Here is a 17,690-nt window from a genome sequence, read left to right as displayed (position 1 = left end):
GACAGCGTTTTGGCTCGTAGCCTGTGACTCCGTCGTGTGATCGGCGTCGTTCTTTACCGTGTCGGGGTCGCGTGGCAGGATGTCGCGCATCGAGCTCGGGGGACTCGATTCGGCAAGGGGGAGTTCGGATGGAAAGCAAGGTGTCGTTGTCGTGCGCGCCGCACGGGGAGCCGCCGCTGCGCAGGCGAGGGCGGGTCGAGCCGGAGGGCGCGCGGCGCTCGCCTGCCGGGGCAACGCAGGCGGAGGCGGCGGGGGAGGCTCCGCCGGATGGGGCCCGGCGTGGCGTGGAAGCGGGCCCGGCGGTGCTCCGGCCGCGCCATCGCGAGGTGGGGCGGAACTGCGCGCCCGGGCGGCCCGCGCCGCGTTCCGGCGCGGAGCGCGACGCGCAGCGCTTCGCCGAGCGGGCCGTGCGCGCGGCGCTGGAGGTGCTCGACGGCCGCCGTCGGGCCATGCACCTGCGCGATATCGCCGATCCCGAGGTGGTCGCCGTGCTGGAGACCTATGCCCGCACCGGCGAGCGGGAGCGCAGGCTCGGCGCCGCCGTGCTGGAGCGGGTGAGCTGCGCGCCGGGCGCGCGCGGCCGGGTCGAGGTGTTCGGCCGGTACCGGCGCGGCGAGCGCGTCTTCGCCGTCGCGGCCTGTCTGCGGGCGCACCGGGGCGGGTGGCGGCTCTGCGTGCTGCGGGTACGGTAGGGCCGGGGCGGTCGGGTGGGTCGTCGCCGCTCGGTGCCCGCCGCTCGTCGGCGCCTACCATGGGTGCCGCATTACCATGAAACGTGCCGATGACGACGCGGGTCGTCTCGCCGAACGGCCCGGCCGAACGACGGGACTCCGGCGACACACCCGCACACCGACCAGAGGACTGACGAGACCCGTGCCTGCGCTGACACTTTCGAGGTTGCTACGGATTGGTGAAGGTCGCGTCGTGAAGCGGCTCGGCCAGGTCGCCGACCAGGTCACCGCGTACGGCTCGGACCTCGAGGAGTTGACCGACGCCGAGCTGCGGGCCAAGACCGACGAGTTCCGCGAGCGCTACGCCGACGGCGAGGACCTCGACGATCTGCTGGTCGAGGCCTTCGCGGTGGCCCGCGAGGCCTCCTGGCGGGTGCTGAACCAGAAGCACTACAAGGTGCAGATCATGGGTGGCTCGGCGCTGCACCTCGGCAATATCGCCGAGATGAAGACCGGTGAGGGCAAGACCCTGACCTGTGTGCTCCCCGCCTACCTGAACGCCATCTCCGGCGGTGGCGTGCACGTCGTCACGGTCAACGACTACCTGGCCAAGCGCGATGCCGAGTGGATGGGGCGCGTGCACCGCTTCCTCGGGCTCGAGGTCGGCGTCATCCTCTCCGGCATGACGCCCGCGCAGCGCAGGCACGCCTACGCCGCGGACATCACCTACGGCACGAACAACGAGTTCGGCTTCGACTACCTGCGCGACAACATGACGCACTCGCTGGACGACCTGGTCCAGCGCGGGCACAATTTCGCCGTCGTCGACGAGGTCGACTCCATCCTGATCGACGAGGCGCGGACCCCGCTGATCATCTCCGGCCCGGCCGACGCCTCCTCCAAGTGGTACGCGGAGTTCGCGCGGATCGCCCCGCTGCTGAAGAAGGACCTGCACTACGAGGTCGACATCAAGAAGCGCACCATCGGCGTGCACGAGGCCGGTGTCGAGTTCGTCGAGGATCAGCTCGGCATCGACAACCTGTACGAATCCGCGAACTCCCCGCTGGTCAGCTACCTGAACAACGCCATCAAGGCGAAGGAGCTGTACAACCGGGACAAGGACTACATCGTCCGCGACGGCGAGGTCATCATCGTCGACGAGTTCACCGGACGCATCCTGGTCGGTCGCCGCTACAACGAGGGCATGCACCAGGCGATCGAGGCCAAGGAGAAGGTCGAGATCCAGCCGGAGAACCAGACCCTGGCGACGATCACGCTGCAGAACTACTTCCGGCTCTACGACAAGCTCTCCGGCATGACCGGCACCGCCGAGACCGAGGCAGCCGAGCTGCACCAGATCTACAACCTCGGCGTCGTCCCGATCCCGACCAACCGCCAGATGGTCCGTCTGGACCAGGCCGACCTCATCTACAAGACCGAGGAGGCCAAGTTCGCCGCGGTCGTCGACGACGTCACCGAGCGGCACGAGAACGGCCAGCCGGTGCTGATCGGCACCACCAGCGTGGAGCGCTCGGAGTACCTGTCCAAGCAGTTCACCAAGCGCGGCATCCCGCACAGCGTGCTGAACGCCAAGTTCCACGAGAACGAGGCCGCGATCATCGCCGAGGCCGGCCGCCCCGGCGCCGTCACCGTCGCCACCAACATGGCCGGTCGCGGCACCGACATCGTGCTCGGCGGCAACCCGGACATCATCGCCGACATCCTGCTCCGCAAGGAGGGGCTGGACCCGGTCGAGACGCCCGACCAGTACGAGGCCGCCTGGCTGCCCGCGCTGGAGCAGGTCAAGCGGCAGACCGAGGCGGATGCCGAGGCGGTGCGTGACGCGGGCGGGCTCTACGTGCTCGGCACCGAGCGGCACGAGTCGCGGCGCATCGACAACCAGCTGCGCGGCCGCTCCGGCCGCCAGGGCGACCCGGGCGAATCCCGGTTCTACCTCTCGCTGGGCGACGAGCTCATGCGGCGCTTCAACGGCGCCGCCCTGGAAGCCATCATGACCAGGCTGAACCTGCCCGACGATGTGCCGATCGAGGCCAAGATGGTCTCCAAGGCGATCAAGAGCGCGCAGACCCAGGTCGAGCAGCAGAACTTCGAGATCCGCAAGAACGTGCTCAAGTACGACGAGGTGATGAACCAGCAGCGCACCATCATCTACGGCGAGCGCAACCGGATCCTCCGCGGCGAGGACATGGAGGGCCAGGTCCAGGGCATGATCAGCGACGTGATCAGCGCCTACGTGGACGGCGCCACCGCCGAGGGGTACGTCGAGGACTGGGATCTGGAGAAGCTGTGGACGGCGCTCAAGACGCTGTACCCGATCGCGCTCAACCACAAGGATCTGACCGGCGAGACCGAGGTCGGCGAGGCCGGTGACCTGACCCGCGACGAACTGCTGGAGATCCTGCTCGACGACGCCCACGAGGCCTACACCAAGCGCGCGGAGGAGATCGACGGCCTGGCCGGCCAGGGCGCCATGCGCAACCTGGAGCGCCAGGTGCTGCTCTCCGTGCTCGACCGCAAGTGGCGCGAGCACCTGTACGAGATGGACTACCTCAAGGAGGGCATCGGCCTGCGCGCCATGGCCCAGCGCGATCCGCTGGTCGAGTACCAGCGCGAGGGATTCGACATGTTCACCGCCATGCTGGAGGGGCTGAAGGAGGAGTCGGTCGGCTTCCTCTTCAACCTCCAGGTCGAGGTGCAGCAGCCGCAGCCCGCCGGTGTCGCCGTCGACCCCGGCCTGCGCTCCCCGGTCGGCGCAGGCGCCCCCCGCCCCCTTCCCACCCAGGAGGCGCCCGCCAAGGCAGCGCCGAGCGGCGCCCCCGCCGCCCTGCTCGCCAAGGGCATCGACGACTCCGGGCCCCGCGGTCTGAGCTACTCCGGGCCGGACGAGGGTGGGCGCACCGCCGTGCACACCGACGACGAGGAGTACGGCGGCGACAGCTCCGGCTCCCGTCGCGAGCGGCGCGAAGCCGCGCGGACGGAGACCCGGGGTAAGCGCGGCCCGAAGAGCCGCCGCAAGCACTGATTTCCGTCCTGAGCGAGGGCGCCAACCACCCGGTTGGCGCCCTCGCTCATTCGGCGGATCAGTTCACAGGTCGAGCCCGGCCACGAAAGCTGCTCGCTGGAGTGACCGGCGGGCCGGAGGCCGGAGAGTCCTGCCCGCAGGCGCCTACGAGCAGACCCAGCGCGACCATCGGCACGGTGTATCGCGACATCAACTCGACCTCCTGGTGGCCGTCGACAAGAACTGACCGCGGCGGTGAGTGCCCCCTCGGTCAGCGTAGAGCACGGTCGGGTGTGCTTTGACAGATCTCGCGGCCGCTCCGTAACGTCGGGAACGCACGCGGGGAGAGGGGATATGCGGGTCACCGATGTGCTGCGCCGGGGTGGTATCGCGGTCCAAGTGGTGAAGATCGTCGGTCTGCTCGTCGCGGCGGTGGCGATCCTGCAGGTGGCCACCTGGGTCGGCAGCCCGTATGCCGATTCGGACGAATCCTCTGGAGCCACGGGCACGCCCTGGACAGCCCCGCCGCTGCGCGGAAGCGCACCTGCGCCGCCGCCCGCGGATCTTCCCCGGATCGAGTTCCCGCCGCCGTTGCCGACCATTCGCCAGGGCGACCCGCAGCCCGTCCCGACCCGCTATGGGCTCACCTACACGGTTCCCTCGTCAGGGGGATGGCGCCCGAGTAGTGACCGGACCATGGGGTGGACATCCGACGGTGAATTGATCACTGCGTACGGCTCGGTCAGCGATTACGGCTACGACTACTGCCCGGAGCTGGACGGCTCCGACAAGGCCGCGGTCGGCATCACCGGCCGGAACGCGACCGACGCCGCGACGGCGGCGCGGTCGGAGATCGACCGGGTGGAGCGGGCTCTGACCGACGACGCCGGGGGTGCGCCGCGGGTAGCGGTATCCGATCCGGTACAGACCGAGGTCTCGAACCGATCGGCGGTCCGCTACACCGCGGAGCTGACCGACGTGTCGAAGGGTGCGGATTGCGACGCCGCAGCGGTGCGGTTGCATGTCGTCGCCACTGCGGCGTATGCGACCGCCGAAGTCGCGGTTTTCGTTGTCCTGCAGAGGCTGGACGTACCCGACGCGCTGAGTGATGACGCGGTCGCAGCCATAGTCGGCTCGCTGCGAAGCTCGGAACAATGACAGCCCAGGAGTTCTGATGACCGAGAGTTTCAAGGCATCCCACCTGGTAGTCGGTCTGAGGACGGTCGAGGGTATCGCTCAGTTGGCCGACCGAGACCAGTTCCGCGCCTCCTGGTCGTGGTAGGGCCAGGCAGCCTTCTTCAGCTCGCTCCCGGTCTGCATGGTCAGCAGCCCGATATCACCCATACGCTTGTGGCTGGCCGCCGCGGCGTTGCGGATGGGCGTCAGAAGTTCGTCGATGATCGGCCCGTGCAGCCAATCCGCCGGCTCTCCGTGTTGCTGGATGAAGATGGCGGCCGCGACGGCATCACTCCCGACGCTCTCCACCAGTACCCCCCAACCCGGCGACTTCGGCAGGGCGAGTGCGGTTGGCCGGAGATCGAGTATCGAGCTCGGCCGGTACCGCCGGAGGTCGCCGAACTGAAGAACTCCCCGCGCTACGTGTGGCAGTGGTTGGCGGTGCCGCCGGTCGAGCGCAAGCCGGCCCGGCGCTCAGCGGACACCGTCGGGCCCTCGGACTGGCCGGACGATTTCGACGACTATCCCACCCGGCGCTCCTGGCTGGAGTAGCGGCGATTCAGGACTGCGAGCCGGGGTTCTCCGCGCTCGGCGGCTCCCACTCGAACGGCTGCACCACGACGAAACCGGGGCCGTGGAAGGCGTACTGGAACGCCTCGCCACTGCCGCCGCGCAGCATGGACTTGAGGTTCATGCTGGAGACCACCTTGGGCGCCAGATTCGCCGACCAGGCCACCGCGGCCTGGGTGTCCACGTAGGTGGGCTGCGTACTGCAGTCCAGCACAACGGGTTTGCCGACCGCGCAGAGCGCGACGGTGCCGGTACCGGTGACGGTGGTGTTGAACAGCCCGCCGGTGAAGAACCCGGCGCCCTTGACCCGGTTGATGTCCCACTCCAGCGCGGCGTCGAAGGCGAGCAGGTTGGTGCCGTTGACGCTCAGCGCGTCACCGGTGAGGTCGATGAGGAAGACGTGCCCGGCCTGGTTGGCGAAGAACACCTCGCCCTGCCCGGAGACCCGCATGAGCGGCACGTCCTCGTTGGTGACCATCCGCTTGAGCAGCTTCCCGACGCTGCCCGAACCCTGGTGGTCGAAGCGGATATCGCCCTGGTAGGCGACCATCGCCCCCTTCACCGCGAGCACATCCGGCCCGAGCCCCACCCGCAGCATCTGGGAGTTCTGCAGCGAGAACCGCTGCTGCGCCTGCACCTCGAGATTGGCCTGGTCGAACAGTACGCTTCGCATGATTCCCAGGGTACGGACCGCGAGCGCTACCGCCAGGCGCGCACGAGATCGTCCGGCCCCGGAGTGCTCGTCGAGCGGCAGGCGGCCCGCCACCCCGGAGCGAGCGAGGTGGCCGCGGCCGCGCTCGACCACCGGCAGTCCGCGCTCCAGGACGGCCGGTCGGAAGCGGAGGTAGGAGTCGGTGATCCGGTACCGCTGGAGAGCGGGAGGGCGATGGCGTCGGCGGCGTCGAGCCCGGTCATCGACTGCACATCCGCGACGTGCAGCGGCTCGACCGTCATCGTCGTGGCGCGGCCGACGAACGGGCGATCCCGTGAGCCGAGCGCCTCCATGACGGAGATGTCGCTGCCCACCAGAAGCAGCAGCACCGGTTTGCCGGAAAGGTGCCGATCCCACATTGTCTGCAGCGCGTCTTCGAACTCCGGATCTCGCTCGACCAGCCAGGGCATCTCGTCGACCACCGCGGTGGCCAGGGAACGTAGCGCCTGGTTCCAGTCGCCCGCCCGGATCCCGGCGACGAGTTCGGCCCCGCCGAGCGGGGCTGCGCGCGAGCAGCGTGAGGTCGCGGTCCTACTGAGATGAGATCTCAGTTCGCAGGACCTGCCGCGACTAGATCGTCCACACCTCCGGACATGAGCACCCGGACGTGTGCGCTCAGGTGCTCGATCGGCCAGTCCCACCAGGCCAGCTCGAGCAGCCGGGCGATGTCGGCGTCGGGGTAGCGCATGCGGAGCACGCGGGCCGGGTTGCCACCGGCGACGGCGTAGTCGGGGATGTCGCGGGTGACGACGGAGCCCGCGGCGACGATGGCGCCGTTGCCGATCCGGACGCCGGGCATGACGGTGACGCCGTAGCCGAGCCAGACGTCGTTGCCGAGGACGGTGTCCCCGCGGTTCGGCAGCTCCATGAGCAGGTCGATGTGCTGGGCCCAGCTGCCGCCGATGGTGGGGAAGGGGAAGGTGGAGGGGCCGTCCATGCGGTGGTTGGCGCCGTTCATGATGAACCGCACCCCGGTGGCGAGCGCGCAGAACTTACCGATCACCAGCTTCTCGGGGCCGTAGTGGTAGAGCACGTTGGCGGTCGCGAAGGCGGTCGGATCACCGGGGTCGTCGTAGTACGAGTACTCACCGACCTCGATCAGCTCCGAGTTGATCAGCGGTTTCAGCAGCACGACCCGGGGCTGCCCGGCCATCGGGTGCAGGGTGGTCGGATCCGGTGCGGTCAACGGGGGCTCCTCGGCGTCGGCGGGCCGTGTGACGGTAGCCCACCGATCGCCGGGAGTGACAGCGCTTTTCGGCTCAGGCCCGATTCTCGGGGCAGTACGCCTCGACCGCGGCGTAGACGAAGAGGTACGGGAACTCGATGGTCTCGCTCGCCGATTCGGCCAGGTAGATGTGCTCGTCGGGGGAGTTGCCGACCGCCGTGAGGTAGTCGCACTGGGTGTGCGCCAGCTTGATCGCCGCGTCCTGCACCGCCGCGGTCTCCGCGTCGTAGTGGCTGTCGCGGAGGAACTGCCGGTCCGCGGCGCTGTGCGGGGTGGTGCTCCCCACGATGTTCGACTGTGGTGCGGCGAGGGCGGCGGGCCCACCGCCGAACAGCAGCGCGATCGCGGCGATGGCGGTGACGAGAGTACGCATGAGACCTTTCGGTTGGTTATCCGGGAACGGGCGGCACCTGCGGCACGGCGCCGTAGACGGGGTGGAACGGCCGCACGGCGACCGTCGTCATGCGTTGCGGCGCAGCCGGGTACGCGGGCGAACCGTAGAGCTCGGGCAGCGGCCCGGTGCGGTCCTCCCTCGGGTCCGGGGTGGGCAGCGGGTCGGATGATCCGGACATTCGAGACGGCTTTCTGTCGAGCGAGAGCAGCACGCTTGAGCACGCCGCCGATCGGGTACCCCCGTTGGCGGCGGTCCGAACGGTAGTGGAAAAGGCTGCCGGAATACCGGTTTCACCCGCCGAGGCAGCGACTGTTCGGGGCGTCACCGGCGGGTGGTCGGGGCTCGCCGGTGCGCCGGTGTGGTCGGTTTTCCCGGACCGTGAGAAGCCGGGCGGTCTGCAAGTTTCGCGGGTCAGCCGCGCCGGGCGTGGAAATACTTGGCGATCACGTCGACCGGGATCTCGACATTGCCCTCGTCCTGCTCGACGTACTCCTGCCAGGCGGGCTCGGCTTGCGTCATATTGCGCAGCTTCCAGCCCGCGATGCCGCCGTAGGTGTTCCAGACCTTGGTCAGGAAGCGGGTGGTGTCGGCGTCGACGGCGTCCCAGTGGAACGGGTCGTCCTCCGCGAGCACCACCCAGGCCGCGCCGAATCCCTCGAACTCGCGGAAGACCGCGGGCACCACCGGCCCGGAGCGCCACGCCTGTACCGGGTCCTCGAAGAGCGGGGCCTCGTACTCGGCGAGGTGGTGCCCCTGCGCGTAGTAGAGCAGTTTCTGCAGCTTGAGGTTGGAGACCCCGGCGTCCTCCGTGGTCGCCCAGTCGACGAACCAGCGGGCGATGGTCGGCGCCGGATAGCAGTGCACGGGTACCGGCGTTCCCATGACATGCTCCTGCCCGTCGACGTTGCCTCCCCGTGTCGTGCAAGCCGAGTTTACGGCCGGAAAGGTGCGGCGCCGCCGTTTTCCGTTGTCACCAGGGGTCGTTCGTGTTCAGCGCCACCAGCAGGCGCCGGATGGCGGCCACCCGGCGCTCCTTGCCGGGCAGCTCGTCGAGCAGGCACTCCGGGTCGGCGGGCGGGCCGAGGTGGGTGCAGCCGCGCGGGCAGTCCTCGATGGCGTCGGCGAGGTCGCTGAAGGCGCCGATCACGTCGTCCGGGGTGATGTGCGCGAGGCCGAAGGAGCGCACGCCGGGGGTGTCGATCACCCAGCCGCCGGACGGCACCGGCAGCGCCACCGACTGGGTGGAGGTGTGCTTGCCCTTGCCGACCCCCGACACCTCGCCGACCGCGCGGAAGGCATCCGGCACCAGGCGGTTGACCAGCGTGGACTTGCCGACCCCCGAGTGCCCGATGAAGGCGGTGAGGCGGCCGGTGATCCGGTCGAGCACCGGCTCCAGCGGATCCTCGATGCCGCCGTGCACGATGATCAGGTCCAGGTCGGCGAAGTCGGCGGCGAAGTCGGATTCGGCGGCGAGATCGTCCTTGGTCAGGCAGAGCACCGGCTGCAGCCCGCCGACGAAGGCGGCGACCATGGTGCGCTCCACGAAGCCGGTGCGCGGCGGCGGGTCGGCCAGCGCGACCACGATGAAGAGCTGCTCGGCATTGGCGACGACGACCCGCTCGAACGGGTCGGTGTCGTCGGCGGTGCGACGCAGCACGGTGCTGCGCTCGGCCACCCGGACGATCCTGGCCAGGGTGTCCGTGGCGCCGGAGAGATCGCCGACCACGTCCACCAGGTCGCCGACGACGATCGGGGTGCGGCCGAGCTCCCTCGCCCGCATGGCGACCAGGCGCCGCTCCGGGTCGCCGGCGAGCACGCAGCCCCAGCGCCCGCGGTCCACCGCGACCACCATCGCCTGCTCGGCGTCGCTGTGCAGCGGGCGGGTCTTGGTGCGCGGGCGCGACCGCCCGCCGGGGCGGATCCGGACGTCGGATTCGTCGTAGGAGCTGCCCGCCGAGCGGTTCTGCCTGCTCAGCGCGGTGCTCCCTGTCCGGCCGGTTCCGGGTCGAGCATGCGCTCCCAGAGCGCGACGAAATCGGGCAGCGTCTTGGCGGTGGTGCCGATGTCCTCGATCCGCACGTCCGGCACCCGGAGCCCGAGGATCGCGCCCGCGGTCGCCATCCGGTGGTCGGCGTAGGAGTGCCAGGTGCCGCCGTGCAGTTCGGCCGGGTCGATCTCCAGCCCGTCCTCGGTCTCGGTGACCCTGCCGCCGAGCCGGTTGATCTCGGTGGAGAGCGCGGCGAGCCGGTCGGTCTCGTGCCCGCGCAGGTGCGCGATGCCGCGCAGCCGGGAGGGCGAGTCGGCGAGCGCGGCGAGCGCGGCGACGGTCGGGGTCAGCTCGCCGACATCGTGCAGGTCGATATCGATGCCTGCCAGCCGCTCCGGGCCGCGCACGGTGAGCACGCCGTCCACGATCCCGGCCTCGCCGCCCATCCGGATCACGATCTCCCTGATGACGTCGCCGGGCTGGGTGGTGAGCCGCGGCCAGTGCGGGATGCTGACCTCGCCGCCGGTCACGGCGGCAGCGGCGAGGAACGGGGTGGCGTTCGAGAGATCCGGCTCGACCTCGCGGTCGAGTGCGCGGATCGGGCCGGGCAGCACGGTCCAGGTCTGCGGGGCGCGCGGGTCCTCCGGCGCCTCCACCCTGACGTCGGCCTGGCGCAGCATCTCGACGGTCATCTCGATGTGCGGCATGGACGGCAGCGCCGCGCCGCTGTGGTGCACCGTGATGCCATCGGCGAAGCGGGCCGCGGAGAGCAGCAGCCCGGAGACGAACTGCGAGGAGCCGGAGGCGTCGATGGTCACCGGGCCGCCGCGCAGCCCGCCCGCGCCGCGCACGGTGAACGGGAGCTTGTCGCCGGTGATGTCGGCGCCGAGCTCGCGCAGCGCGTCCAGGATGGTGCGCAGCGGGCGGACCCTGGCCTGCGCGTCGCCGTCGAAGTGCACCTCGCCGGTGGCCAGCGCGGCCAGCGGCGGCAGGAACCGCATCACCGTGCCCGCCAGGCCGCAGTCGACGGTGCCCGCGCGCAGCGGGGCGGGGGTGACCACGAGGGTGTCGCCGTCGCCGGAGATGCCTGCGCCGAGCGCGCGCAGCGCCTCGATCATGAGGTTGGTGTCCCGGCTGCGCAGCGCGCCGGTGATGGTGGAGGGGCCGTCGGCGAGCGCGGCCAGGACGAGTGCCCGGTTGGTGATCGATTTCGATCCGGGCAGGGTCACGGTCGCGTGCACGGGGACATCGACTTGGGGCGCTGGCCAGAGACTCACCGGTCCATCTTCTCCCATGTGAGTGACGACTCGTGCACGCGGTACGGGCCGGAGCCGCCCCTCGACGGTTCCGGCCCGCGGATGGAGTGCGTGGCCGACGCCGTTGTCGCGCCACGCACCCCCGCCCCTGACTCGGGGCGGTCCTGCCCCTTACTTGTTGCGGCCGTGCAGTACCGGGACGACCTTGCGCAGCAGGTTCACGGTGGACTTGGTCCGGCTGAAGCTGAGCAGCGCCATGCCGGGCACGGTGAACTTCTGGATCGCGATCGAGTGCGGGCGGGCGAACTCCTTCAGCCCCGGCTCGCCGTGGATCCGGCCGATGCCGGAATCCCCGACGCCGCCGAACGGCAGCCCCGGGATCGCCGCGAAGCCGAGCACCGAGTTCACCGAGGTGGCGCCGACCCGCAGCCTGCGCGCGATCTCCAGCCCCCTGCTCTTCGAGAAGACCGCAGAGGAGAGGCCGTACTTGGAGCTGTTCGTCAGCTCGATCGCCTCGTCGATGCTGTCCACCGTGCGCACGGTGACGGTGGGGCCGAAGGTCTCCTCGACCACCGCCTCCGAGGACTCGTCCACGTCGACGAAGACCACCGGCTCGATGAACGCGCCCTTGATCGACTCCGGGCCGCCGAGCACGGCCTTGCCGCCGCTGGCCAGCGCCGCGTCGATGTGCTTGCGCACGATCTCGATCTGGCTCGGCATGGTCATCGGGCCGTAGTTGGCGTCGTCGCCGGAGCCCGGCTTGACGTTCTTCAGGATCCGGGTGAGCTCGGCGACGAAGGGCTCGCGCACCGAGCGCTCCACGTACACCCGCTCGACGCCCGCGCAGGTCTGGCCGCTGTTGCCCGCCGCGCCGAACGCCACCGCGTCGGCGGCGGCCTTGACGTCGGCGTCCGCGGCGACGATCACCGCGTCCTTGCCGCCGCACTCCAGCAGCACCGGGGTGAGCCGCTCGGCGGCCGCGGCCATGATCTTCTTGCCGGTCGCGGTGGAGCCGGTGAAGGCGATCTTGTCGATATCGGCCTTGACCAGCTCGGCACCGGTCGCGCCGAAGCCGTTGATCGCGACGAAGACGCCGTCCGGCAGCTCCGGGTTGGCCGCGCGGAAGGCCTCGGCGAGGAAGTTGCCGATGCCGGTGGAGAACTCGCTCGGCTTGAACACGACGGTGTTGCCCGCGGAGAGCGCGTACGCGATCGAGCCGTTCGGGGTGTAGACCGGATAGTTCCAGGGGCCGATGATGCCGACCACGCCGAGCGGGCGGTACTCCAGGCGCGCCGAGAAGTTGGACATCAGCGGCCCGGAGGCGATGCGCTTGGGGCCGAGCACCTTCTTGGCGTTCTTGGCGGCCCAGGCGATGTGCTCCAGCGCGAGCATGAGCTCGAGGAAGGCGTCGTCGTGCGTCTTGCCGGTCTCCCGGTGGATGAGGTCGGTGAACGCATCGGACTCGCTGACCAGCCGGGTCGACCAGCGCAGCAGGGCCTTGCGGCGGTCGTCGAAGCTCAGCGCACCCCAGGCGGGGGCGGCGGCGCGGGCCTTGGCGACGGCCGCGCGCACCGCGTCCGCGTCGGCGATCGGATAGGTGGCGATGACCTCACCCGTGGCCGGGTCGACCGATTTCAACGCCGTCTCGGGAGCGGCCGGGGTGGTCTCGGTGGTTGTCACGGTGGGTTCTCTCCTCGTGGCTGGATGGGCCGGTCGGTGCGCGGCCGGCGCGTGGGGGTGGCGTGCGTCACCACCGCTGAGAGAATGCTAGGCCATATTTCTCACCAGGTCACCCCTGGTGTAGTCGATTGTTCCCGACGGTGTCGGCACGTGGTGGGACTATCGAAGGATGTGCGGACGATATGCGACCACGACCGATCCAGGGCGGTTGGCAGCGGAGCTGGACGCCGTCGACGAGGTCGGTGCCACCGAGACCATCCCCAACTACAACGTCGCGCCGACCACCCAGGTACTCACGGTGGTGCGCAGGCACGACCACGAGCAGCCGGACGACGAAGCGCGACTGCGGGTGCGCCGGATGCGCTGGGGGCTCATCCCCCTGTGGACCGAGGCCGCCGAGCCCGGGGTGCCGGTCAAGGGCAAGCCGCTGTTCAACGCGCGGGCGGACAAGGCGGCGACCACCCCCTCGTTCCGCGATGCGGTGCGGAAGCGGCGCTGCCTCGTCCCGATGGACGGCTGGTACGAGTGGCTGGTCGAGCCCGGTGCCGGGAAGGGCAAGGCCGCCAAGCAGCCGTACTTCATGGCCGCGGCCGACGGCGAGCGGCTCTACATGGCCGGGCTGTGGTCGGTCTGGCGCGATCGCGCGGCGCCGGACTCCGCGCCGCTGCTCTCCTGTACCATCCTCACCACCGATGCGGTCGGCGAGCTGACCCGCATCCACGACCGGATGCCGCTGCCCATGCCGCGCGCGCACTGGGACGCCTGGCTGGACCCGGACCACCCCGCCCCGGCGGAGCTGCTGGCCACCCCCGGCGCGGACGCGGTCGCCGACATCGTGGCGCGCCCGGTCTCGCCGCTGGTGAACAGTGTGCGCAACAACGGCCCCGAACTGCTCGCGCCGGTCGACCCGAGCGAGCGAGGCGGGCAGATCAGCCTGCTCTGAGGCTCAGAACGGGCAGGTCACGGCCGGGTTGGCGACGCTGAGCCCGCACTTGGCCGCGTCCGCGAGCAGGTCGATGATCTCGGCGGCCAGGTCGCCGCCGTACTCCGCAGCCCGGTCGCCGGGGTTCGCGCCGCGGTTCGGGGCGTCGTCCGCGCCCTTGCCGTCGAACGGGAAGTCGGCCACCGGCGTCACCGCGGGCGCGGCGGTGGCCTGGGCGCTCGCCATCCCGGTCAGTGCGGCGGCGGTGCACAGGGCGGCGAGCAGGCGGGTCGCGGACATTCGACATCACTCCTCGGTTCGGCGCGGACGCGGTGATACGGATCACGTATACCCCGAGCACGGCCGTGGAATCGCGATCGGCGGCGCCGGTGGCCGCCGGGCATGATCCCGCCGATGGGGCGCCGGATCCGCCGCGCGCGGAGCGTCGCTCAGGCGGCGATCGCCGCCGTCCGGGCGGAGGTGAGCCGGACCAGGTCGGCGGGGGCGAGCTCGATCTCCAGGCCGCGACGCCCGGCGCTGCACAGCACCCGATCCCAGCCGAGCGCGGATTCGTCGATCACCGTCGGCAGCCGCTTGCGCTGGCCCAGCGGGGAGATGCCACCGAGCACGTAGCCGGTGCTGCGCTGCGCGGCGGTGGCGTCCGCCATCACCGCCTTGCCCGCGCCGAGCGCGGCGGCCGCCGCCTTGAGCGCGAGCGAGCGCGGCACCGGGACCACGGCCACCGCGAGCCCGCCGGTGTTCAGGCTGATCACCAGCGTCTTGAAGACCTGCTCGCCGACGATGCCGAGCTCCGCGCAGAGGGCATCCACCGCCTCGGTGCCGTAGGAGTCCGAGCGCGGATCGTGGCTGTAGGCGTGCACGCGGTGCGCGACGCCAGCAGCCGTCAGCGCCGTGGTCGCGGGGGTGGCGGCTCCTGGCATGTGCGCAACGGTAGCGGGAACATCGGGTGGCGCTCGCGGCGTTGCACGCCCTGAGAGCGAACCAACCGAAGGAGGAGTGGTGCCCGTTCTGGTCGAGGAACGCCCGGCGTGGGTCGCGGCTTCGCCGAATGACCTGCGGTTCCCGGTCGCCGCGGAACTGCCGGTAGATTTGGCGGGTACGGCGACCGAAGGGACTCGTGTGACGAGCGACGATGACACCGGAGCCGGCCCCGCGGACGACAGCGGCGCCGGACAGGAGAGCGACGACGCGCGGTCCGAGCGGTTCGAGCGCGACGCGCTGCCGCTGCTCGACCAGCTCTACGGCGCCGCGCTGCGGATGACCAGGAACCCGGCCGACGCCGAGGACCTGGTGCAGGAGACCTACATCAAGGCGTTCCAGGGCTTCAAATCGTTCCGGGAGGGCACCAATCTGCGTGCCTGGCTCTACCGGATCCTGACGAACACCTACATCAACTCCTACCGCAAGAAGCAGCGCCAGCCCGCGCAGTACCCCACCGAGGAGATCACCGACTGGCAGCTCGCGGCAACGGCCGAGCACACCTCGACCGGGCTGCGCTCCGCCGAGGTGGAGGCGCTGGACGCGCTGCCGGACGACGACATCAAGGCGGCGCTGCAGGAACTCCCCGAGGAGTTCCGGATGGCGGTGTACTACGCCGACGTCGAGGGCTTCCCGTACAAGGAGATCGCCGAGATCATGGGCACTCCGATCGGTACGGTGATGTCCCGGCTGCACCGCGGGCGCAAGCAGCTCAAGGGGTTGCTCGCCGATGTGGCGCGCGAGCGGGGGTTCAACCGGGCGGATCGGCAGGAGGTCAGGCAGTGAGCGAGCTGGACGAGGGCACGCCCGAACCCGACCTGGAGCTGGACTGCACCGCGGTCCTCACCGATGTCTGGCTGATGCTGGACGGCGAGTGCGACGATGCGACCAGGGCCAGGCTGCAGCACCACATGGAGCACTGCTCGCCGTGTATCGAGGCGTACGGCATCGAGGAGAAGATCAAGGGCCTGCTCAGCCGCAAGTGCGGCGGCGACCGGGCGCCCGAGTCGCTCCGCGACCGGCTGACGCTGGAGATCAGGCGATCGGTCACGATCACCCGGATCGACCGCGCCGACCAGGGCTGATACCGAAAAACGAGCGGCACGCGCCTCCGGTGGAGGAGCGTGCCGCTCGTGCGTTCGGGCCGCGATTCAGGAATTGGGCCGCTTGCCGTGATTGGCCGCGTTCCCCTTGCGGCTGCGCTTCTTACGTCCGCGCTTACCCATAGGTAGTCTCCCTTCTGACTGATTCACGGCCATTCTTCCACGTGTGGTTGGCTGTAACCGCAGCGGATGGGCCGATGCGAGGACGGGGTGTCATGGCTGAGGAAGTGCGTGCGGAGATGGTCTCCACGGTGCTGACCGTCGAGGTCGCGGTGGGTGACGCGGTGCGGACCGACCAGACCCTCGTCCTGCTGGAGTCCATGAAGATGGAGATCCCGGTCATCACCGAGTCCGACGGCGAGGTCACCTCGATCGCGGTCGAGCCGGGCCAGGTCCTGCAGCAGGGCGATCTGATCGCCGTCATCTCCTGATCCGGAGCGTTCGTGGCCACTCTGAGTGAACTGCTCGCGGAACATACCGACCTCCCCGGCCTCGCCGTCGACCACCTGCAGCGGGTGGTGGGTGACTGGCAGCTGCTGGCCGACCTCTCCTTCGCCGATCTGCTGCTCTGGGTCGGGGCAGGCCCGATCGACGACGGCGCCGACATCGTCTGCGTCGCGCAGTGCCGCCCGACCACCGCGCCGACCGTACACCTGGAGGACCGGGTCGGCACCGCCGCCTCCAGGGCCGAGCACGCACCGGTCTTCGAGGCGCTGCGCACCGGGCGGATCGTCCGGGCGGACAGCGAGACCGAGGCCGAGGGCGTCTACCACCCGTACCCCACCTACGCGCTGCGCGAGGCCGTCCCGGTGCGCTGCGGCGACGACGTGATCGCGGTGCTCAGCCGGGACACCGACCAGCAGCGCTCCCGGGTGCGCAGCGCGCTGGAGACCGCCTACATGGCCTGCTCCGACGACCTGTGCCAGATGATCGCGGACGGCACGTTCCCGACCACGGAAGACCGCGCGGCCACGCACTCCAGCCCGCGCGCGGGCGACGGCTTCATCCGGCTGGACACCGACGGCACGGTCGTCTACGCCAGCCCGAACGCGCTCTCCGCCTACCACCGGATGGGGTTGCAGAGCGATCTGGCCGGGCAGGACCTCGCCATCACCACCCGCTCGCTGGTCACCGACCCGTTCGACGCGCAGGAGGTGGTCGGCGACATCCAGGCCGCGCTGGCCGGGCGCACCGGGCGGCGGATGGAGGTGGAGGCGCGCGGCGCGACCGTGCTGCTGCGCACCCTGGTGCTGCGCCCGCACGGCGAGCTGGCCGGCGCCGCGGTGCTGGTGCGCGACGTCACCGAGGTCAAGCGCCGGGACCGCGCGCTGCTCAGCAAGGACGCCACCATCCGGGAGATCCACCACCGGGTGAAGAACAACCTGCAGACCGTCGCCGCGCTGCTGCGGCTGCAGGCCCGCCGCACCGAGAACCCCGAGGCGCAGGTGGCGCTCACCGAGTCGGTGCGCCGGGTGACCTCGATCGCCTCGGTGCACGAGATGCTCTCCATGTCGGTGGACGAGGAGGTCGATCTCGACGAGGTGGTCGACCGGCTGCTGCCGATCATGGCCGATGTCGCCACCGTGCACACCGCGCGGATCAAGGTGCGCCGCGCCGGTTCGCTCGGCGTCTTCTCCGCGGAGCGGGCGACGCCGCTGGTCATGGTGCTGACCGAGCTGGTGCAGAACGCCATCGAGCACGCCTTCGACGCCGGCGAGAACGGCACCGTCACCATCCGCTCGGAGCGCTCCGCGCGCTGGCTGGACGTGATCATCAGCGACGACGGCCGTGGCCTCCCGCCCGGCTTCAGCCTGGAGGCGTCGGACCGGCTCGGGCTGCAGATCGTGCGCACCCTGGTCACCGCCGAGCTGGGCGGTTCGATCGGGCTGCACCCCGGCGCCGACATCGGCACCGACGCGGTGCTCCGGGTGCCGCTCGGCAGGCGGCAGGGGCGCTAGGAAACCGGCGCCGGA

General features: G+C 70.5%; 22 protein-coding genes. 9 read left to right on the top strand and 13 right to left on the bottom strand.

The window, feature by feature from the left end:
• The first annotated feature begins 128 nt into the window (after window positions 1-128).
• The 3 genes from ACFO0B_RS07580 (at window position 129) to ACFO0B_RS07570 (ending at window position 4,851) form a co-directional block, all read left to right on the top strand.
• Window positions 129-692 (top strand): Rv3235 family protein, encoded by a 564-nt coding sequence (locus ACFO0B_RS07580; RefSeq protein WP_378611594.1) that lies wholly within the window; start codon window positions 129-131, stop codon window positions 690-692.
• A gap of 181 nt (window positions 693-873) precedes the next feature.
• A complete protein-coding gene (gene secA / locus ACFO0B_RS07575; protein WP_378611593.1) occupies window positions 874-3,714 on the top strand; it encodes a preprotein translocase subunit SecA in 2,841 nt (946 codons plus the stop codon).
• A 333-nt stretch (window positions 3,715-4,047) separates the two neighbouring features.
• Window positions 4,048-4,851 carry a hypothetical protein gene (locus ACFO0B_RS07570; protein WP_378611592.1) on the top strand — a complete coding sequence of 268 codons (804 nt, stop codon included), beginning with the start codon at window positions 4,048-4,050 and terminating at the stop codon, window positions 4,849-4,851.
• Window positions 4,852-4,929: 78 nt separating this feature from the next.
• On the opposite strand, the gene ACFO0B_RS07565 is transcribed toward ACFO0B_RS07570, so the two are convergent.
• Window positions 4,930-5,178 (bottom strand): hypothetical protein, encoded by a 249-nt coding sequence (locus ACFO0B_RS07565; protein ID WP_378611591.1) that lies wholly within the window; start codon window positions 5,176-5,178, stop codon window positions 4,930-4,932.
• A 114-nt stretch (window positions 5,179-5,292) separates the two neighbouring features.
• Between ACFO0B_RS07565 and ACFO0B_RS07560 the strand changes: the two genes are divergently transcribed.
• Window positions 5,293-5,421: a hypothetical protein gene (locus tag ACFO0B_RS07560; RefSeq protein WP_378611590.1), complete on the top strand. Its 129-nt coding sequence runs from the start codon at window positions 5,293-5,295 to the stop codon at window positions 5,419-5,421.
• Window positions 5,422-5,428: 7 nt separating this feature from the next.
• Here ACFO0B_RS07560 and ACFO0B_RS07555 read toward each other — a convergent pair whose 3' ends face one another.
• The 9 genes from ACFO0B_RS07555 to ACFO0B_RS07515 all read right to left on the bottom strand — a co-directional run bounded on the left by ACFO0B_RS07555 (window position 5,429) and on the right by ACFO0B_RS07515 (window position 12,693).
• Window positions 5,429-6,112 (bottom strand): AIM24 family protein, encoded by a 684-nt coding sequence (locus ACFO0B_RS07555; protein ID WP_378611589.1) that lies wholly within the window; start codon window positions 6,110-6,112, stop codon window positions 5,429-5,431.
• 26 nt (window positions 6,113-6,138) lie between these two features.
• Window positions 6,139-6,573 carry a hypothetical protein gene (locus ACFO0B_RS07550; RefSeq protein ID WP_378611588.1) on the bottom strand — a complete coding sequence of 145 codons (435 nt, stop codon included), beginning with the start codon at window positions 6,571-6,573 and terminating at the stop codon, window positions 6,139-6,141.
• A gap of 125 nt (window positions 6,574-6,698) precedes the next feature.
• Window positions 6,699-7,337 carry a CatB-related O-acetyltransferase gene (locus tag ACFO0B_RS07545; RefSeq protein WP_378611587.1) on the bottom strand — a complete coding sequence of 213 codons (639 nt, stop codon included), beginning with the start codon at window positions 7,335-7,337 and terminating at the stop codon, window positions 6,699-6,701.
• A gap of 73 nt (window positions 7,338-7,410) precedes the next feature.
• Window positions 7,411-7,749, bottom strand: a complete 339-nt coding sequence (locus tag ACFO0B_RS07540) for a DUF732 domain-containing protein (protein WP_378611586.1) — start codon at window positions 7,747-7,749, stop codon at window positions 7,411-7,413.
• A 16-nt stretch (window positions 7,750-7,765) separates the two neighbouring features.
• A complete protein-coding gene (locus tag ACFO0B_RS07535; protein ID WP_378611585.1) occupies window positions 7,766-7,948 on the bottom strand; it encodes a hypothetical protein in 183 nt (60 codons plus the stop codon).
• Between the two features lie 233 nt (window positions 7,949-8,181).
• Window positions 8,182-8,652: a Panacea domain-containing protein gene (locus ACFO0B_RS07530; RefSeq protein ID WP_378611584.1), complete on the bottom strand. Its 471-nt coding sequence runs from the start codon at window positions 8,650-8,652 to the stop codon at window positions 8,182-8,184.
• An 88-nt stretch (window positions 8,653-8,740) separates the two neighbouring features.
• Complete coding sequence (rsgA, locus tag ACFO0B_RS07525) at window positions 8,741-9,793, bottom strand: ribosome small subunit-dependent GTPase A (protein WP_378611617.1); 1,053 nt, start codon at window positions 9,791-9,793, stop codon at window positions 8,741-8,743.
• Window positions 9,742-11,052 (bottom strand): 3-phosphoshikimate 1-carboxyvinyltransferase, encoded by a 1,311-nt coding sequence (gene aroA / locus ACFO0B_RS07520; RefSeq protein ID WP_378611583.1) that lies wholly within the window; start codon window positions 11,050-11,052, stop codon window positions 9,742-9,744. Before aroA ends, rsgA begins: the two co-directional genes overlap by 52 nt.
• Before the next feature lie 132 nt (window positions 11,053-11,184).
• Complete coding sequence (locus ACFO0B_RS07515) at window positions 11,185-12,693, bottom strand: aldehyde dehydrogenase family protein (protein ID WP_378611582.1); 1,509 nt, start codon at window positions 12,691-12,693, stop codon at window positions 11,185-11,187.
• 169 nt (window positions 12,694-12,862) lie between these two features.
• Between ACFO0B_RS07515 and ACFO0B_RS07510 the strand changes: the two genes are divergently transcribed.
• The gene (locus ACFO0B_RS07510; RefSeq protein WP_378611581.1) at window positions 12,863-13,636 is read left to right on the top strand and encodes an SOS response-associated peptidase; all 774 of its coding nucleotides are present in this window, start codon (window positions 12,863-12,865) and stop codon (window positions 13,634-13,636) included.
• A gap of 3 nt (window positions 13,637-13,639) precedes the next feature.
• Here the strand turns inward: ACFO0B_RS07510 and ACFO0B_RS07505 are convergent, their stop codons facing one another.
• Complete coding sequence (locus tag ACFO0B_RS07505; protein WP_378611580.1) at window positions 13,640-13,915, bottom strand: hypothetical protein; 276 nt, start codon at window positions 13,913-13,915, stop codon at window positions 13,640-13,642.
• A gap of 149 nt (window positions 13,916-14,064) precedes the next feature.
• Entirely contained in the window at window positions 14,065-14,556 is a 492-nt protein-coding gene (ybaK, locus tag ACFO0B_RS07500) for a Cys-tRNA(Pro) deacylase (RefSeq protein WP_378611579.1), read from the bottom strand.
• 133 nt (window positions 14,557-14,689) lie between these two features.
• Between ybaK and ACFO0B_RS07495 the strand changes: the two genes are divergently transcribed.
• Both ACFO0B_RS07495 and rsrA read left to right on the top strand, forming a co-directional pair.
• The gene (locus ACFO0B_RS07495) at window positions 14,690-15,400 is read left to right on the top strand and encodes a sigma-70 family RNA polymerase sigma factor (protein ID WP_449289787.1); all 711 of its coding nucleotides are present in this window, start codon (window positions 14,690-14,692) and stop codon (window positions 15,398-15,400) included.
• Window positions 15,397-15,699: a mycothiol system anti-sigma-R factor gene (rsrA, locus tag ACFO0B_RS07490; protein ID WP_378611577.1), complete on the top strand. Its 303-nt coding sequence runs from the start codon at window positions 15,397-15,399 to the stop codon at window positions 15,697-15,699. The genes ACFO0B_RS07495 and rsrA overlap by 4 nt, the downstream gene beginning before the upstream one ends.
• 66 nt (window positions 15,700-15,765) lie before the next feature.
• On the opposite strand, the gene ACFO0B_RS07485 is transcribed toward rsrA, so the two are convergent.
• The gene (locus ACFO0B_RS07485) at window positions 15,766-15,840 is read right to left on the bottom strand and encodes a 50S ribosomal protein bL37 (RefSeq protein ID WP_110293457.1); all 75 of its coding nucleotides are present in this window, start codon (window positions 15,838-15,840) and stop codon (window positions 15,766-15,768) included.
• Window positions 15,841-15,932: 92 nt separating this feature from the next.
• Between ACFO0B_RS07485 and ACFO0B_RS07480 the strand changes: the two genes are divergently transcribed.
• Complete coding sequence (locus ACFO0B_RS07480; RefSeq protein ID WP_378611576.1) at window positions 15,933-16,148, top strand: biotin/lipoyl-binding carrier protein; 216 nt, start codon at window positions 15,933-15,935, stop codon at window positions 16,146-16,148.
• A gap of 12 nt (window positions 16,149-16,160) precedes the next feature.
• Window positions 16,161-17,675 carry a sensor histidine kinase gene (locus tag ACFO0B_RS07475; protein WP_378611575.1) on the top strand — a complete coding sequence of 505 codons (1,515 nt, stop codon included), beginning with the start codon at window positions 16,161-16,163 and terminating at the stop codon, window positions 17,673-17,675.
• Window positions 17,676-17,690 lie beyond the last annotated feature (15 nt).

The sequence above is a fragment of the Nocardia jiangsuensis genome (assembly GCF_042650385.1).
GTDB lineage: Bacteria > Actinomycetota > Actinomycetes > Mycobacteriales > Mycobacteriaceae > Nocardia > Nocardia jiangsuensis.
Note: the sequence above shows the minus strand (reverse complement) of the source record. Positions and strands in the feature narration are given on the sequence as shown.

Excerpts from the sequence above, each read along its gene's own strand:
- ACFO0B_RS07480 (WP_378611576.1), top strand. The coding sequence starts at position 15,933 with ATGGCTGAGGAAGTGCGTGCGGAGATGGTCTCCACGGTGCTGACCGTC.
- ACFO0B_RS07535 (WP_378611585.1), bottom strand. The coding sequence starts at position 7,948 with ATGTCCGGATCATCCGACCCGCTGCCCACCCCGGACCCGAGGGAGGAC.
- ACFO0B_RS07505 (WP_378611580.1), bottom strand. The coding sequence starts at position 13,915 with ATGTCCGCGACCCGCCTGCTCGCCGCCCTGTGCACCGCCGCCGCACTG.
- ACFO0B_RS07555 (WP_378611589.1), bottom strand. The coding sequence starts at position 6,112 with ATGCGAAGCGTACTGTTCGACCAGGCCAATCTCGAGGTGCAGGCGCAG.
- ybaK (WP_378611579.1), bottom strand. The coding sequence starts at position 14,556 with ATGCCAGGAGCCGCCACCCCCGCGACCACGGCGCTGACGGCTGCTGGC.
- aroA (WP_378611583.1), bottom strand. The coding sequence starts at position 11,052 with ATGGGAGAAGATGGACCGGTGAGTCTCTGGCCAGCGCCCCAAGTCGAT.
- ACFO0B_RS07510 (WP_378611581.1), top strand. The coding sequence starts at position 12,863 with ATGTGCGGACGATATGCGACCACGACCGATCCAGGGCGGTTGGCAGCG.
- ACFO0B_RS07570 (WP_378611592.1), top strand. The coding sequence starts at position 4,048 with ATGCGGGTCACCGATGTGCTGCGCCGGGGTGGTATCGCGGTCCAAGTG.
- ACFO0B_RS07530 (WP_378611584.1), bottom strand. The coding sequence starts at position 8,652 with ATGGGAACGCCGGTACCCGTGCACTGCTATCCGGCGCCGACCATCGCC.
- ACFO0B_RS07580 (WP_378611594.1), top strand. The coding sequence starts at position 129 with ATGGAAAGCAAGGTGTCGTTGTCGTGCGCGCCGCACGGGGAGCCGCCG.
- ACFO0B_RS07540 (WP_378611586.1), bottom strand. The coding sequence starts at position 7,749 with ATGCGTACTCTCGTCACCGCCATCGCCGCGATCGCGCTGCTGTTCGGC.